Raw genomic sequence first — 15,620 nt, forward strand, 5'->3', positions numbered from 1 at the left:
GTCTTCCTGGACTATGCCACTTCTAAAGCGGGTAACAGATTGACTGCTCTTTCTTTTTCTCCTTCCATGTAGTGGTAATAGGTGTCTGCCGTCATCTTCACCGTTGAATGTCCCATCATCTTGGAAACGGCAGCTAAGTCAGCACCTTTGCGAAGTAAGGTGGTCGCAAACAGATGCCGAAGATCGTACATACTAGTCTGGTAGGTGATACCAGCCCGTTTGCATGCGTTTTTGAATGCTTTCCGAATCGTGGTCAGGTTCCGGCCCATGTACTCGATGACATATCCGGTTTGTGACTCTGCCTGCTCCTTCTCCAAACGTTTCAGGAACTCAGGGTTGATCGGAACTGTCCGGTAGGTCTTGGTTTTACTGGCATAAATGCGAACAGTGCTGGCCTTGAAGTCAATGTCTTCCCACTTGAGTGAAAGAAGTTCTGATTCACCAGGACGAGTACCCAGGTTGAAGCAAACTTCCATCGCCCACTTTAAATGAGGTTCGGCATTGATCATGATCTTCTTCGCATCGTCCAAGGTGAGCTTCATGTCCCATGGTTGAACCTTGGGTTTCTTCCAAATCTTCAGGGGATTGACGGAGGTAAAGCCGTTGTCTATCCCGAAGTTGAAGATGAAACTCAAGTAATCACAGTACTTATTCACCGTGTACTGGGACCGGACTTTTCCCGTTCTGCTGCTGACTCCTTGAAAGTGCAGGATGAACGGGATCATGTTTTCTTGGTAGGACAGGGAATCCACTGGCTTGTCGCCAAGAACCGGGATGAACACGTGGTTGACCAAGTGCTCGATGTTCCGAATGTGCTTCTCTGTCCGCCCTGATGCCTTCATATGGGCCAGATACTTCGATCCAAGCTCAGACAGGACCATCCCGCCAGGAACTCGACCAGTGACCTGGTTAAAGCTCTGGATCGGGGCCGCAGCAGGGTTCACCATCTGTCCGGTCGCCGGCACTGGTACTAGGACCGATGCCGTCACCGTTTCAGGATCAGGAACCGGTAACCCCTGGTCGAGTGCGTCACGAACAGCGTGATCAAACTTTTCAGCTTTTGCTTGACCAAGTTCACCACGACCAAACGATTTGTCATGTCTTTTGCCGTTGAAATGCCAATAGACCATCCATCGGCTATCACGTTGATAGACGCCCATAAAAACCTCTTCTGTTCTAGGTTGAAGTAACAATTTAAATTCTGGACCGAGGGGAATTGAGGCGCTCTACAAATAAAGGGGATTTTACTCCCCTCGTTAGAAATCTAAATAGAGTTCATCAAAACTTCTTCGACTTCTTCCTCCTTCACGCCGATATATCTTCTTGTGATACTCGGGCTACTGTGGTTCAGTCTTTTAGCTATGACCTCCCATGAAGTGCCGTAGGTTTTCCGCTGGTGATAACACCAAGTCTTCCTAAGACTATGCGCTCCGTAGTTTCCTGGAAGGTGGATCGCATCGCACCATTGTTGCACATACATTGTTACAGCGTAAGTCGTAATTGCATAATTACTCCCTTTCCGGCTCTTAAACAGGAAATGCTCGTCCTTTGCATCCACAGTCTTCAAATAGTCGTCAAGAGCATCTTTAATATCCTTGTTGACCATGAAAACATTCTCTTTGCCTGTCTTTTTCTCCTTGATGACAATACGGTCACCAACCTTGGCGTGCATTATGTCCGAAATTCTGAGTGCAAGGATGTCCTGTACCCGGAGTCCAGTGTTGATGCCCATTATGAACAAGAGTCTGTTGCGAGGTTGATCTGCCAAGAGCTTTTTAATACTCTTGATGTCCTTTGCATTCGTTATGGGTTCTACCTTCATAGATTCCTCCAATCTGGTTTTTACTTTTGGGAAGACCAGAAACGAATATTGAAAACTGCTGGTCCAAGGGCTTGGCCCTGGGGCTTGCCGTTAACGCCTTGTGATTCTTTGGAATCTTCAACTTTCTAGGTCGAATGTACGTTAATAGGTAAAACCGTCCTTCGACGATGTGCAGTAGGTTCCAATTTTGAATACTTATATCTGTAGTTTTGTGGCTAAAATCGAAAATACAATGCGAAGAATCGTACGGTGACAATCTGCCAAGATTTGCCAGTAGCTCGGTCAGTAAAGACAAAGTATTTTTAAGTTTACAGAAGTATAAAAAACTTATTCGAGTTAAAAAATAAGAAATGCCACGCAGACGAATCCGCATGACATTTCAGTTGGAGGTTATGGGAGAATCTTGTTCAAGATGATCTTGCCATCGATGACTTCGATTGTGAACTCGTCGCCTTCGTTGACTTCAAGATCACCGAGATCGTGGGCTTTCAGATTGACCTTCAGAAAACCGAATTGGTTTACCTTCGGTCTCTTTGAGTCCTTGAGATAAAGTCCCTTGACCTCATAGAGCACCCTGTCGGTACTTATGAGCTTCAAGATATACTGTTTAAGCGTCTGACGATGTTTGATCTTCATGCGCTCCATTATCGTAGCAGCATCCAGACCTTCTTTGATAAGGCTACGAAGAGTCTTCGGATCATACTTCGATTCGATTTTCTTCTTCGCCGTCCCGTCTTGAACGTCAGTTGAATTACCATTCTTGGCTCCCATAACGCCTCCTTTGCATAGAAATGTTACTTTATCTGGTATATCTCTACGAATTGCTGAAAAATGCATGAAAATACGCATTTCTTGGGCAAAAACGCATCAAATTTCTCGTGCTTCTGGGATGGAAATCGTAATTTGGGCGTAGGACGCTGTTCCTGGGGTTTTTTGCTGGCGGGGGATGCCAAGCCATAGGACAAGCCCCGAAAACCCAGGAGACGGGATTTTACAAGGGGTGTTCCCGGGGCCAGGACAAGTTCAACCAGCCCCAGCGAGGTAATTGACGCCGGGTGGACCAGGAGATGCGAAAAAACCAACCGTTAGAAAAAAGAAAAAGGCCCTCACGAATGAAAGCCTTTGTAAAGAATCTACTTTGCAGCTTACGGAATCATGCGACCATCTAAATTTCTTCAGATGGAAGCAGAACTCCTAAGAGTCGAAAGGAGCGTCACCGGTCCTAGCACTCTGTTGCAACCGTACAAGCGGTTTTCCCGCATACGGCTACGTCAATTGGTATTCGATGTATCATAAGTGTCTAATGTTTTGAAGTAGCTTTGAATTACGCTGTGCTACTGAAGAACAGCGGCTTCGGGTTTATACCCAAAGCAGTGGTTTTGTTGTTTTGTTTAAGTGACATCTCGTGCTACATCGAATACCGTTCGATAGTTTCTTACAAACTTCAGCCACCCTTATGAAAATCAAGCTTTTCATCTCCGTGAAAATCTTTTCACAAGGGCTTCCTTTGGTCTATTGCAATCCTTTAAAGCCATCCCATGTCTAATCGCATTCATATGTCCAAACGTGATTTCACTTGAGCTATCACGCTTTTAGAAGATTATTAAAAATCAACGAATTTCAGTTTGCCATGAACTTCATCCGACATATGGGCCACCTTGACTTCTGTATTATTTAATACATACGGGCTGGTTTTCGTCTCAACTTCTCCCCCGTCTGGATTGCTCCATAACGGGTAAGTCATTCTTAGGTAGATCTGGTTCGAGGAGAGTACGACCGATCTGGTTTGTCTTAAGTAATGTTTATTTTTCGACTTGATGTCTTTTCAAGAGAAGACATCTCCTGGCATTTGCTAGGACAGGATTTGGAATATACAAAGCACCCATGGCGTTTGTAAACCGCAAAGTAGAATTCTAAACAATTTGCTGGATATTAATATCTGTAGCAAATCGCCGTTTAATTCACTTAGGTTCCGTTTGATTTAAACGAAACTACAGATATACATTGAATATCATGCTTGTTTCAGTCCTGATGCGGCAGAATGAGTCCCAGTGGTGAAAAGGTAATGATGGGTAATGAGATCGAATTTAGAACTCATTACCGAAAAATCAAAGAAAATCAAATAGTTTTGAAAAAGGTAATGAGGTAATGAGGGTAATGATAGAAAATATAAAAAATACTTTTTTTATAAAAAATCGGTGGATTGGGAAAAATGGGAGGGGGTGCAAAAATTTCGTGTTACCCGGTCCCAAATGCTCATTACCTCATTACCTATTGAAATCATTAAAGTTTTTTTGTTTTTCAGGGTAATGAGGTTCCAAAAATACCAATAAGTGACAACCAAGTACAACGAGTTGTGCGTGTTGACCTGTTAGTTGGACACGCCACTGTCACTTTCAATGGACAAGTCAATACCTATTAGGTCTTTGATGACAAGTACTGACAAGCAATAGCACGCCGTTCTGGCCTTACCAACATGAACTGTCTTAGTGTTTTGTCTCGCGCTGGGTATTAAAATACCTTTTGACTTCCAACTTTTAATGGTTGGTTCGGCATCATAGTTCAATTTTGTCAGTCTTTCGTTAAGTTGGTGACTTACAATCGCAATGTAATCATCTGTTGTTTGCCAACGGCCAAGCCAGCCTCCTGACGGTTCAATGGCGTTTGACCCTCCATCTGTCCTGTGCTTTCCATAGAATTTTTGCTGGTTACTACCGATCCAAGATATTATTTCTTTCAATGCTTTTAAATGGATGTCAGTATGCTCCTTAACTTCGCCAATGTATTCAGCGAATAATTTCCTAAATGTTGCGGTTATTCCTGCCGTTGGTTCTAGTCCTGCAAAACAAGATGAAACTAACCATGCAGTTGATTCTAAGGCAGCAAAGTATTCGCTGATTCTATCGATTACACCACTTCCTTTTTCAGACAGTGAGTACTCTAGATTGATTTTATTGTACGCCACTTTCCATTCGTCCCAGAAATTTTGCTTCGTTAAAATATGATATACGAACAATGGTCCGGCAAATCCATAATTGTTGCAAGCCGTCTCATTAATATTTCGAACTAGTTGTTCCTTGGGTTCATCCCCTAAGGGGCTGCCCCAGAAAGATATTACTCTTGCTGAAGCTCCTCCATGTCCTTTTGCTGCATCTATCGATTGTTGCTCCCCAGAACTGATCAACACGCTTTGATAGGTTGTGGTTTCAACAGTTCCGATTTTTCCTCCACGTCCTCGTCCTTTCCCAGAAGCAAAGCTGTAGATTATATTAGAAATGATTTTGTTTGCTTCATCTCGAGTATACTTAGAGAATAAGCGTTTTGTATCGTCAAGGACAACTGGAATGTCATTGAATGTACTAGCTCGCCGTTCTAACCAAACAGGAGTGGAGTCCCAAGTAAAATAAATAGAACAAATTTCTTTTTCATTGGGGCATCCCCATACGGAAACTGCTAATCGTTGACACGTTGATTTGCCTTTCGAAGTTTCGCCAGCGGTTTCAACTATCAGATTCGGCATTCCAAGAATTTTTAATAGAGGGGCAGCAAAAGAAGCCATTAAAATACTATAAGCAATGGGGAAATCTTTGACTTCGATCGCCATCTTATACCATTCGTCAACAGTTCCCTTAGAATCCAATCCGTCTAGGAATTGGTCGTCGCCCTCGCCTTCTCCTTTATAAGTGATTTGTTTTATTCCTAAACCTTGTAGTTGCTGACTGTTTAAGATCCCGTCTTTCGTGATTAAGTACCGACCCCAAACAAAGTAAGTATTTTCTTCGTGCCAACCCAGCTTGTTGGTAGTGTAAGAAATGGGAATATTCTCTCTGTTTGCCGACTCGTAAATGGAAAGATAAAATATGAATTGCTTTTTGTTTAATGAATTTATCGGAATTCCTAAATTTGTTATTTCAACTACTTTTAAAGATTCAAATAAACTTACACGGTCAAAGAGATGTTCTTTCCATTCGCCATCGATGAACCATGCGAGTAGGATGCGTTCGAACTTAGAATCACAAACTTTAGCCCTGCTTTTTATGACTACTGGACAATCAAAGATTAACTCCCTTGCTCCATCCGGTGTCATAGACATGAAGATGCCTTTTGTCGTTAAATAAAAATTAGAAGGAAGTTCAGCTAATTCAGAAACAGGAGCATCTGGTAGCATAGACTTGATTTTTACATAGTTGCTATCCGTAAAGAAATTTTTCGGCGACTTCTTTGAAAAATTTGCTAAAGGGGTGAGAGAGCTTGAACCCTTTGGCTTTTTGATAATATGCTCGTAAATTCCCAGAAGTTCTTTTTCATCAATTGGAGGATTGAATCTAGTGCTATTGGCTTCGTTTATCTTGGCAAAAATCTCTTCATCGCTATAATTTTTAGCATGAAGAGAAGCGCAGTAACTTATCATTGTATTATGTCGGGAGCCACTTGGGATGATTTCTGGTAATACAAATTTCGAGGGTTCGGTGGCAGGCTGTATCTTCTCTAGAATGCCGGTCAAGTAGCTGTCGTCATATTTTATGATGCTGGCCATGAATTGTAATTCTTCTTCGGTCGTGTCAAAAATGTCTTTATATGCCTTTTCAGGAGACAAGAAACGAGTAGATCGTTTTTCAGCAGCCTCTTTTTGATAGGGGAGAGCGATTAAATTGCCGATCTTCAGTCCGGTTATATCGTTTTGTGCCGGGAATAACTTGTCAAAAGATCTTTGGTGGGATGTTCCTATGAGAAGACCAGCTTGTTTCAACACATGATTTGCAATATCTCTACCTTTTTTAGCATGGACTTGCTCTTTAAAAAAGAAGTAGACGTGATATCCGTCGCCAGACCTCGACTTTAATACGTAGGCTTCTATTCCAAGTTCTTTAAGACCATTAACATAAAGAAGCATGTCGTCGTACGGGGATTCATTCCCCGTATGGTTGTCAAAATCAGCAGCGATAAAATAACAACAGCTATTTTCTAAAAGAGGGTAAAGCCCAAGTATGGTTTCGCCTCGGAAATGTTTTTGCAACAGTTCATCGGTTAACGGCTGATATTCTTTTGAGTTCTGAATTAAAACTGGTCTGTAGCCTCGGTCTACTTCTCCTGAGCTTTTTATGTACTCAAAATATTCGGCAAAAACATCTTCACGCCCTCTAAATAAAGAACGGTAAAGTGAAATCAGATCATTAGAATCGTGTGCCATGATATTTCTTCTCTCAGGGTTGGGAGATTCCTGGAACTATTATTGCTCAGGGACAGGGGTATCCAGGTCTTTTCTTCCGATAATTCGGCTGATTGGTCAATCTCCTGGGCTAGTTATCCCAGAAATGTTCATGTGACTCGTGGTAAAACCTGCTTGGCGTTGCCACGGCGTAGCTTAGTAACCATCCTGACCTACACCATAACTGATAGTGACAATGCCGCCGGGTAGAAAGCGGGGCGCTCGTGCCATCCTGCTTAAATCCCTTCGCTATCCTAGGACATATTCTCGTTCTTCATGTTTTTTGCTGCCGGTAGCCCGTCGGCAAGCAATTTTTTAGAATTTCCATGCTTTTAGTCTGTCCAAAAACGAAAGAAAATTCGTTTTTGCTAACTTACTGATTTTATTTGCTAATTTTTACTCAGGGGTGGCCGTTTTCCGACCACCCCGGTGCCTATCGCATAACCTGCTGATTTTATACGGTGAAGAGTGGATTCTTCCGATGCAGTTCCGTTACCACGTCTTCCAAGGTCCGGTAATACATCATCCCGAGGAACTGACGGTAAAGACCTCCTTTTAATCCAGCCAGTTGATATACAGTCAAACCGTAATTTCCGACAAACCGTTTGAATTCATCAAGATATTCGTATTCCCATAAGAGTTGCATTCCCGACTTCATCTTGCCTTGTTCGTTAGGGATATAGAGAACATCGGTTTTGTTCTCTCCTTGTTTTGCAGGGTTCCAGTAACGAACAACGCCGGTATTGCCGTCATCTAACCATGATTTTGAATCACACGATGTTGCAGGGCAGCCAACTAATATATTAAACTCCGTAATGCCGAATAGATGCACATAGAGTCTATAGGCAATTGCTTGGAAAACTCTTGGGAAAAGCAATTTGGGGTTAGTTTTACCTTCCTGTTTTCCGATGGCAACAGAAGTGTGCCCTTTTCGAATAAAAGCGTTGACTTCGAAATTTCTTAAGTTGTGCACAACAGGCGTGATATTTTCAATTCCAAGGTTTTCGAGCCTCGCTAGATGGGCGTGATTGATTTCGAACCCATCAGGTTCAAAACTCTCGTCAAAGCTGAATGCTAATTTATATCGCTCCCGATTGTACTTTAAGTGGATAGCATGTTTTGCGGATAGTTGCTGCGTTGTTATGTTCAGTTTTGAATTATTATCGCTGAACTTCCCGCAGTCAAGTGCTACTTGGTTTATGATGCTGCCGTAACGAGTGAAGTATGCATCAAGGTCTGAAGGCATGTCGGCTATTGTAAGCAAAACGTTGAGTTTTGTGCCCGGTGCCCGTTCCAGCACTTCATCTAGGGCGGCTTCAACGGGTGATGACAGGTATATGTCCATGTGTCCTCCTAGGACGGCCCCCCCGGTGATGTGCCAGGGGGAGCCGTGGATGAATGATTGGTTAAGACGGGAAGACGGTTTCGCCGAACGTCTTCAGCGTGGTCATCAGCGTGTGGTAGAGTTCCCGATCCACCTTCAGCTTTGAGGGGTCGAGTTTCTCGAGTGCCAGCTGGACCGTTTCGCGGGTTTTTTCGAAGGTGGAGTTGATTTCCGGGATGGTCGGAGTCTTGGGCTTGCCCTTTCCATTGCCCTTTTTCTCGTTGGGATCGGTGAGTTCAAAAACGCGTTTTCCGTCGTTTTTGAGGGTGGCGCTGAGAAAATCGGTCGGCGTCAGTTCGCTTTCACCGTTCTCGTGCCGCTCCTTCCAGGCAAGCATTTCCGCGATGTCCTTGTCGGTGATTTCTTCACCGTATTCGTAAATATCCCGGAGGACGTGCTGGTCGATAAACAGCCCCAGCTTTTTCAGATTGCTATTCGAAATTGCGGCGAGTGAAAGCCGTTCGTACTCTTCTGGAAGGATCTGCGGATGCCCCTGGACGTTGATAAGCACCATTCCGATGGGATCGTCGGCGCTACTAAACGGGCCTTTTGACGCGATGGCTGCTAACGCGATCAGCTTGGTTTTGCCAAGGTAGCAGTAGCGCGCTATTTCTCTAACATTTGCCAGCCTCATACACTGTTGAAGGTCACGCGGTTCGATTTGGGGAAAATATTTGCGAGAAATATCTGTCCAATCACCGTGAGGAACATCCTTTTTTACGGTGTTGGCCAGTTCACCGATCATGATCGCGCAAATACACCGGAGAGCGTCGGCTTTCATCATCACTGGGTTGATTATGCCAAGAGTTGCAGAAACGATCTTTGCTCGTTGTTCCAGGGTCTTCCCGAGCATCGCATTCTTGAACTCGTCGAGTTGTGAGGTGAACTGAACCAGCGCACGATCCTTAATCTCCGCCGGTCCGTCCTCCGTCAGCACTTGAAATAACGATAACCATTCCTTGCCGCGTTCCAGTGCTGTTTTGGTCGGAAGTATTTGGTCGACAGCTTCCTTGACCACTTCGGACTCTGCCACCGTCCCATTTATCGAGTCAGGTTCGGCGGTATCGTGCGGATTGTCTCCGTCTGGAGCGGGAGTGGCCTCGGCATCAGAAATGGTCTCCTCCGCCGTCGTGTTCACCCCTGCATCGTTATTAATGGCCGGTTCCGTGTGGATGTTCTCCTGGGCTTCATCCTGGGCGGCCGGCGCGGAGACTTGTGGTTCTTCCCGGTACCCCTCGGCATCATGCGTGGTCAGCGGAGTCGAATCCTCGGACACGGTGACGTCAATTACCGGGGTGGTGCCCAGGTCAGCCGCCGGATCAACATTCGGCATAGCCGTGGTGCTGCCTTCCTGGTCCTCATCCTGGGCGGTCGGCGCGCCCACTTGGGGTTCTTCCTGGTGCCCCTCGGCATAATCATATGTTGTCAGCGGAATTGAATCCTCGGGCACGGCGGCGTCATCTACTGGGGTGGTGTCCCGGTCAGCTGCCGGGGTAGCCACCGTTTCTTCCGTGATGCCATTGGTGGGGTTGCCTTTGTCGTTGTCCTTTTCCGACATTTCGACCGGACGGGCAGTGCCGGGGTCGAACTGCGGATCGGGTTCCTCTTCCGGCCAAGCAGGAGTGATCTGGACCGCGCCGTGGCGGTGGATGCTTCTCGCTTGGTCCTTTTGTCGGGGATTATCCGACGCCGGGATGTCACTCATCTGGTGACCCTCCTTAAGTTTGATGGGTGGGGTGTAGCAGATGGTGAATAATTCAGTCTACTTAGCGTGTAGACTATGACATGGAGCGATAGCCTATAGGGGGTACTTGACATCTCTTTGGTCTGCGGTAAGAGCGCCGAGTATGGGGTGTGGCCGCTGGCCAGCGAAGGAAGTGGAGGGTAATCGTATGGCAAAGAAAGCTACTGATAAGGCAACTATTTTGAGTGATAAAGAGGCTGAATTTCGTAAACATAATTTTAGCCGGAATAAAATTTTAGGGTTTCTGAGGTGGTATAAAGAGGCAAAAGGAGATCCGTTAAGCTATACGGATGCATTGTGTCTGGTTCGATCCTGTATCGATTTTTATTATGACCACCTGATTGGTCTTATCCAAACAGGGCCTTATCAGAAGATCCATGCGTTGGCGGTAAAACATGTTGTTGGGAAAAAATTTGATTTAAGAAATGAGCCTGTTGAAACTTACCGAGCTTTTAAAGATGAAGCATCAAGGTGTCTTTATGACTTAGTTAGTGGCCAATATAGAAAGAAGATAAAGAATGAAGAGTTAGAATATGCCAAAGAAGGCCTAAGTAGATATCTACACATCTTAAGTGCAATACACATGATTAAGGCTGGCCAGTCTTCCTGCGAACTTCCAAGCTTTATGAATATGCTGTACGATTTGATATATTTGACCTTCACTGATATTTATATTTTTGTGCACTTCTACCAGACAAATGAAATTAAAAAATTAATTAATAGCGAAATTTCTGCAAGGGGGCCAAATAAGCGATGGAAAACAACCAACGAGTTAAACCAGGAGGCAGTGAATATAATTTACGATTTATGGGAAAATGATGATCCCAGGCTGCATGGCAAAATAGCTAGGGATGTCGTGGGTGAGATTAATGAGCCGATTCTGGTGCCAATTATAAAAGAATTGCTTCGGAAGTATCCGAACAAGGATTTTAATGCTGCTGAAATGGAAGAATACAAAAAAGAACTTCAAATAAAGTCACGTGGGAAAGTGGCTAATGCTGGAACTGTCATGAAATTAATTTTTCAGCGTGCTCTTGTAAAAAAGAGGGCAAACGACCCGCAAAAAGGAACAAGGAAATTTAAGGAATATCGAAAGGAATGAATTTCTTTGTTTTGTGAATTTGAGTTAGTGATTTGTCAGGCAACTTGTTGGCGTTAGGAACTGTTTTGAATACGCGGGAAAACGCGTTTTTGGAGGTGGGGTGCGAGTGCGTTGCAACGTGATTACTGCTTTTCTCGAGATTTACCACTTAGACCCATATTTTGACTAGCTGATGCTCCAGAATGCGGGGGTAGACTTTTAAGTTTGCCACCAGCGGCCATTTCCTAGCTCTTCTGTGCCACCTCATCACCACTTTGGTTTGAAATGTCACGCAGCTTTTCATCTTGAAATAGTATGAAATTAGGGCGGTTCCCCGGCGAGCCAATTTGACTCGTAAAGATAATCTTTCCGTCTGGTTGGGTTGATTCGGTCCGAATTTCGCTTTTGAAAAACGAAAGGAAATTCGTTTTTGGAGAAGTCCAAGGGGGCGGATGCATAATCTGGGTTCTAAACGGCACGCAGCTATTTCATCTGGAAACCGTATGGAATTCGTGCGTTTCCCCTCAAGCCTATTTGACTCGTAAAGATAATCTTTTCGCTAGGTTAATTACATTCTGTAACAACTTCAGTTCTGCCGTTGGCATTTCCCGCACCACGTCAATGACCTGCCCCTGGAGCAGTTCCCTTTCCTGCTCCGGTTCCTCCACGGCCAGAAGCTGCGAAACGGTCACGCCTAATCCCTTGGAAAGCCGCTCCAGACTCTGAAGAGTCGGGTTCCCATCACCTCGTTCAATCTCGCCCACATGCTGGACGGAAACTTTGGCCTGCTCGGCCAAATTTTCCTGGGTCCAACCGCGCAGTTTTCTTAGGGTCTTTACCCGGTCACCAAGAGCTTTTTCCAAATTTTCCATGGAGTTACCTCACCGTATTTCCTTTACGGGGAGGTAGTCCTTAGCAAAAGCAGTCAGGGTATAGATTTTGAATAAATAACTATACGTCGGTAAAGATTTCCGGTTGTGCCAGTGGCTTGGCTGGCCCGGCTGGTTTCGAGATGTTCCAGATAAAAACTGTTATTTTAAAAAGTTAAGTGATTCACGCATGAATTTTGGCATAAATCACAACCTGATGGCCATGAACGTGTCCCGGAACCTGGGTAATCACTACCAGGAACTCGGAGTATCGACACGGCGGCTGTCATCTGGCCTAAGGATCGGCACCGCTGCTGATGATGCAGCTGGTTTGGCCGTTCGTGAACTCATGCGGTCGGATGTGAGCACCCTGAACCAAGGGGTAAGAAATGCCAATGACGCGATCTCGATGATCCAGACGGCAGATGGGGCACTTGAAGTTATTGATGAAAAGCTTATACGGATGAAAGAATTAGCCGAGCAAGCTGCAACAGGAACATACACTTCTGACCAGCGAATGATCATATCTTCTGAATTCCAAGCTATGGCCAGTGAAATCCAGAGGATTGCTGTTGCCACTGATTTCAATGGGATAAAGCTTCTTGATAATTCATTGGCAAATGCTACTGGGGCATGGGGGTGGTCAAATCCATCCACGCAAGCTGCTCATAGTGGAACTTCTTTAGATTCTACTGGTCCAGCTAAGGTTCATTTTGGAACCGGTAACACTTCTGCGGAAGATTATTATTATGTTGGAGTAAGTAATTCACAAGTAGGTGCTATCCTTGAGCCAAATGGAGTAACTGAAAACGGCGACGAATTCCAAGTCAATACGTATACGACAAGTGTCCAGGCAAATCCTGCGGTTACAGGTCTTGCAAATGGTGGTTATGTGGCAACATGGCAATCAGTTGGTCAGGATGGGGATGATTTTGGGATATTTGCGAAGGTCTATGATAAAGCTGGTAAGGCTCAGACTGGGGATATCCAAGTAAACAGCTATACAACATGGATTCAATCCCTTCCAACAGCGACAAGCCTTGCTGATGGTGGGTTTTTAGTTTCTTGGAATTCTGATTCGCAACCGCCAGATAGTGGTAGCTGGGGTGTTTTTGCTCAGCGTTATAATGCATCCGGTGAACCCTTGGGTAATGAATTTCTTGTCAATACATCAACATCAAATGCTCAAAATAGTCCAAGCGTCACTGGGTTGCCGGATGGCGGCTATGTTGCCACTTGGATGTCAAATCATACCGGCGATGCGAATATATATAAGCAGCAATATGACAAAACTGGTGCAGCTGTCGGTGCTGAAACGTTAGTCAGTTCAGTTCCTGGAACACAGCATACACCCAGTGTCTCAAGTCTACAGGACGGAGGATACGCAATAACATGGCGGTCAGATCAAAATGGTTCCAATGACATCTATTTGCGAATATTTGGTGCAGATGGAAATCCAGTAACGGCGGAAGCGATTGTGAATGATGTCCAGACAGGAAGTCAGATTGATCCAAAAATTACAACATTGAAAAATGGTAATTTTGTTGTAGCCTATTCTTCAGACCAATCAGGAACAAACGATATTTTCTACCAAGTGTTCGATTCAACTGGGAATAAATTGGGTTCGAATAGGATGGCTAATTCTTATACAACTCTAAATCAGCAAGAACCATCGGCCACTAGCCTAGCTGGTGGAGGATTTATGTTGTCCTGGTCGTCGCAAAACCAAGATGGTAGTGGTTATGGAATTTATGGGCAACAGTTTGACAGTAACGGAAATGCGCTAGATGAAGAAGTAAAAATTAGTACAGAATCGAATAATGACCAGGGACGGCCATCTATCGCTGGATTGACGGATGGCGGTGTTGTGGCAGTTTGGCACTCCATGGACCAAGATAGTAGTGATTGGGGGGTGTTTGGGCAAAGATATTCACCTACTTTTAATATCAATACGCAAGAATCTGCGCAGAATTATTTGGACAATATAAAAGATGCTGCCGTTCGGGTAAATGCAAACAGAGCGAATCTTGGTGCTACTCAAAATAGGCTAGAAAATACAATTTCCAATCTTCAGATTCAAGCAGAAAATTTACAAGATGCCGAATCGCAGATATCTGACGTAGATGTAGCGGATGAAATGACTAACTTCGTAAAAGAACAGATATTAAGTCAAGCAGCTACGGCGATGTTGGCACAAGCCAATTCGATCCCAAAGATGGCGATTCAATTGATTAGCGGCGGGTAGTAGCTATTGGTGCTTTTGAAATACGAAGGAAAATTCGTTTTTGAAGATGCCTGGGTTCGAAATGTCACGCAGCTATTTCCTCGTATTTTCGTATGGAATTCGTGCGTTTCAAATCGAAGAACCGAGTTCAATCACTCCTGAGCATCAACGACGACGCCTATTTGACCCCATTTGAAACTTTTTTCTGTAAATTTGGTGGGTTCAGTACTTATGGAAAATTCCAGTTTACTGGACTTTTACATTTCCACTGCGAAGGATCGGAAATAGGATTAGGAGGGGAGTGGGGTGAATGAGGCCTGATTTAACGTAACAGTCTGTTTTCACGCAGAATTTTTCACATGGCAGGCAATGCCCCGTTCTGGTAAATCGACAGCATGGAATGGTTTATAGGATCAGCCCTGGTCATGGGCATAATCGTCGTACTCGGGCTGTTTCTTGGGAAGAAGAAAGGTCATAAGAAACGTTCTGTCCCTGGATTCTTCAGCTTTGACCAATACAAAGAGCAAGAACTTTCCAGACGTGGAGTGTTCGATAAGACAAAATGGAAATGATAAAGGCAATATAGCCGCTTAATAAGGGTCTTTCTTTCCTGCTTCTTTTTCTTTTAGATACCGTTTGTATTCATTTTCGGTAATCTTATAGGTGTATGTAATCTCAGTATAAGAATTTTCCATGTCGATGGAGTATTCGAGTTTGACTCGCTTCCAATCCCAGGTGCAGATGAAGTTGTCTAGCGAATCCTCAACCTTGGTGCACTCGCCGTATTTTTGTTTGAACATGTTGAAGACTTGTGTTGTGGGACATTCTGGAAGACGCATGTATGCTTTAAAGATTCTGCCGTTAAAGCCTTCGTAGAACAAATCTTTCACATCACATGTGCCAAGTTTCATGTCTTCGTTCTGTTTCTTGAAAATTTCAATCTTCTCGTTTCGGGCTCCAGACTTAAACATCCCAGGAACAGCGGCGTAATGGGTGTCCCATTCAATCCCTCGGAAATCCCTTGGTTCTTTTGATGGCTGACCAAAGCAATTTGAAGTAAGGGACATAAGCAAAAGTAACAAAGTATATTTACGCATTTAATTTAATCTCTTTGCCAGAATCTTTCTCCCAACCCCGCTGATAAGAATGTAGTTGTATCTTCCCTTCTTCAAGATGCTGCATACAGGGCCAGTCAGATCAGTTTCAAAATTGAAGGAACTTTCAAGAGTTTCGAAGACATCACCCGTCATCGTTTTGATAATTGTCCCTGTCTGTATCCCGTCCTTC

The 15,620-nt window shown here is 44.3% G+C and carries 9 protein-coding genes and 3 pseudogenes; 3 read left to right on the top strand and 9 right to left on the bottom strand.

Going from position 1 to position 15,620, the window contains the following annotated elements:
* Window positions 1–11: 11 nt before the first annotated feature.
* The 6 genes from DVDV_RS11280 to DVDV_RS11305 form a co-directional block, all read right to left on the bottom strand.
* Window positions 12–1,160, bottom strand: a complete 1,149-nt coding sequence (locus tag DVDV_RS11280) for a site-specific integrase (protein ID WP_075354765.1) — start codon at window positions 1,158–1,160, stop codon at window positions 12–14.
* 104 nt (window positions 1,161–1,264) lie between these two features.
* The gene (locus tag DVDV_RS11285) at window positions 1,265–1,822 is read right to left on the bottom strand and encodes a tyrosine-type recombinase/integrase (RefSeq protein WP_075354766.1); all 558 of its coding nucleotides are present in this window, start codon (window positions 1,820–1,822) and stop codon (window positions 1,265–1,267) included.
* A gap of 390 nt (window positions 1,823–2,212) precedes the next feature.
* Entirely contained in the window at window positions 2,213–2,593 is a 381-nt protein-coding gene (locus DVDV_RS11290) for a hypothetical protein (protein ID WP_075354767.1), read from the bottom strand.
* Between the two features lie 1,600 nt (window positions 2,594–4,193).
* Window positions 4,194–7,013 carry a DUF927 domain-containing protein gene (locus DVDV_RS11295; protein ID WP_083634755.1) on the bottom strand — a complete coding sequence of 940 codons (2,820 nt, stop codon included), beginning with the start codon at window positions 7,011–7,013 and terminating at the stop codon, window positions 4,194–4,196.
* A gap of 472 nt (window positions 7,014–7,485) precedes the next feature.
* Window positions 7,486–8,376, bottom strand: a complete 891-nt coding sequence (locus tag DVDV_RS11300) for a hypothetical protein (protein ID WP_075354769.1) — start codon at window positions 8,374–8,376, stop codon at window positions 7,486–7,488.
* 61 nt (window positions 8,377–8,437) lie between these two features.
* Window positions 8,438–10,120, bottom strand: coding sequence for a hypothetical protein (locus DVDV_RS11305; protein ID WP_075354770.1), 1,683 nt, complete (start codon window positions 10,118–10,120; stop codon window positions 8,438–8,440).
* Window positions 10,121–10,307: 187 nt separating this feature from the next.
* On the opposite strand from DVDV_RS11305, the gene DVDV_RS22315 reads away from it, so the two are divergent.
* A complete protein-coding gene (locus tag DVDV_RS22315; protein ID WP_139311601.1) occupies window positions 10,308–11,261 on the top strand; it encodes a hypothetical protein in 954 nt (317 codons plus the stop codon).
* Window positions 11,262–11,770: 509 nt separating this feature from the next.
* On the opposite strand, the gene DVDV_RS11315 is transcribed toward DVDV_RS22315, so the two are convergent.
* Window positions 11,771–12,112 carry a helix-turn-helix domain-containing protein gene (locus tag DVDV_RS11315; RefSeq protein ID WP_075354772.1) on the bottom strand — a complete coding sequence of 114 codons (342 nt, stop codon included), beginning with the start codon at window positions 12,110–12,112 and terminating at the stop codon, window positions 11,771–11,773.
* A gap of 187 nt (window positions 12,113–12,299) precedes the next feature.
* Here DVDV_RS11315 and DVDV_RS23370 point away from each other — a divergent pair.
* Together DVDV_RS23370 and DVDV_RS23375 are read left to right on the top strand one after the other, a co-directional pair.
* Window positions 12,300–12,878, top strand: a pseudogene (locus tag DVDV_RS23370) (flagellar hook associated protein); the annotation flags it as partial.
* Between the two features lie 1,173 nt (window positions 12,879–14,051).
* Window positions 14,052–14,354: pseudogene (locus DVDV_RS23375) on the top strand (flagellin); the annotation flags it as partial.
* 569 nt (window positions 14,355–14,923) lie between these two features.
* On the opposite strand, the gene DVDV_RS11325 reads toward DVDV_RS23375, so the two are convergent.
* On the bottom strand, window positions 14,924–15,430 hold the full coding sequence (locus DVDV_RS11325; RefSeq protein WP_075354774.1) for a hypothetical protein: 507 nt from the start codon (window positions 15,428–15,430) through the stop codon (window positions 14,924–14,926).
* A pseudogene (locus DVDV_RS22960) lies at window positions 15,431–15,620 on the bottom strand (hypothetical protein); the annotation flags it as partial.

It is taken from the genome of Desulfovibrio sp. DV, assembly GCF_001936595.1.
Taxonomy (GTDB): domain Bacteria; phylum Desulfobacterota; class Desulfovibrionia; order Desulfovibrionales; family Desulfovibrionaceae; genus Solidesulfovibrio.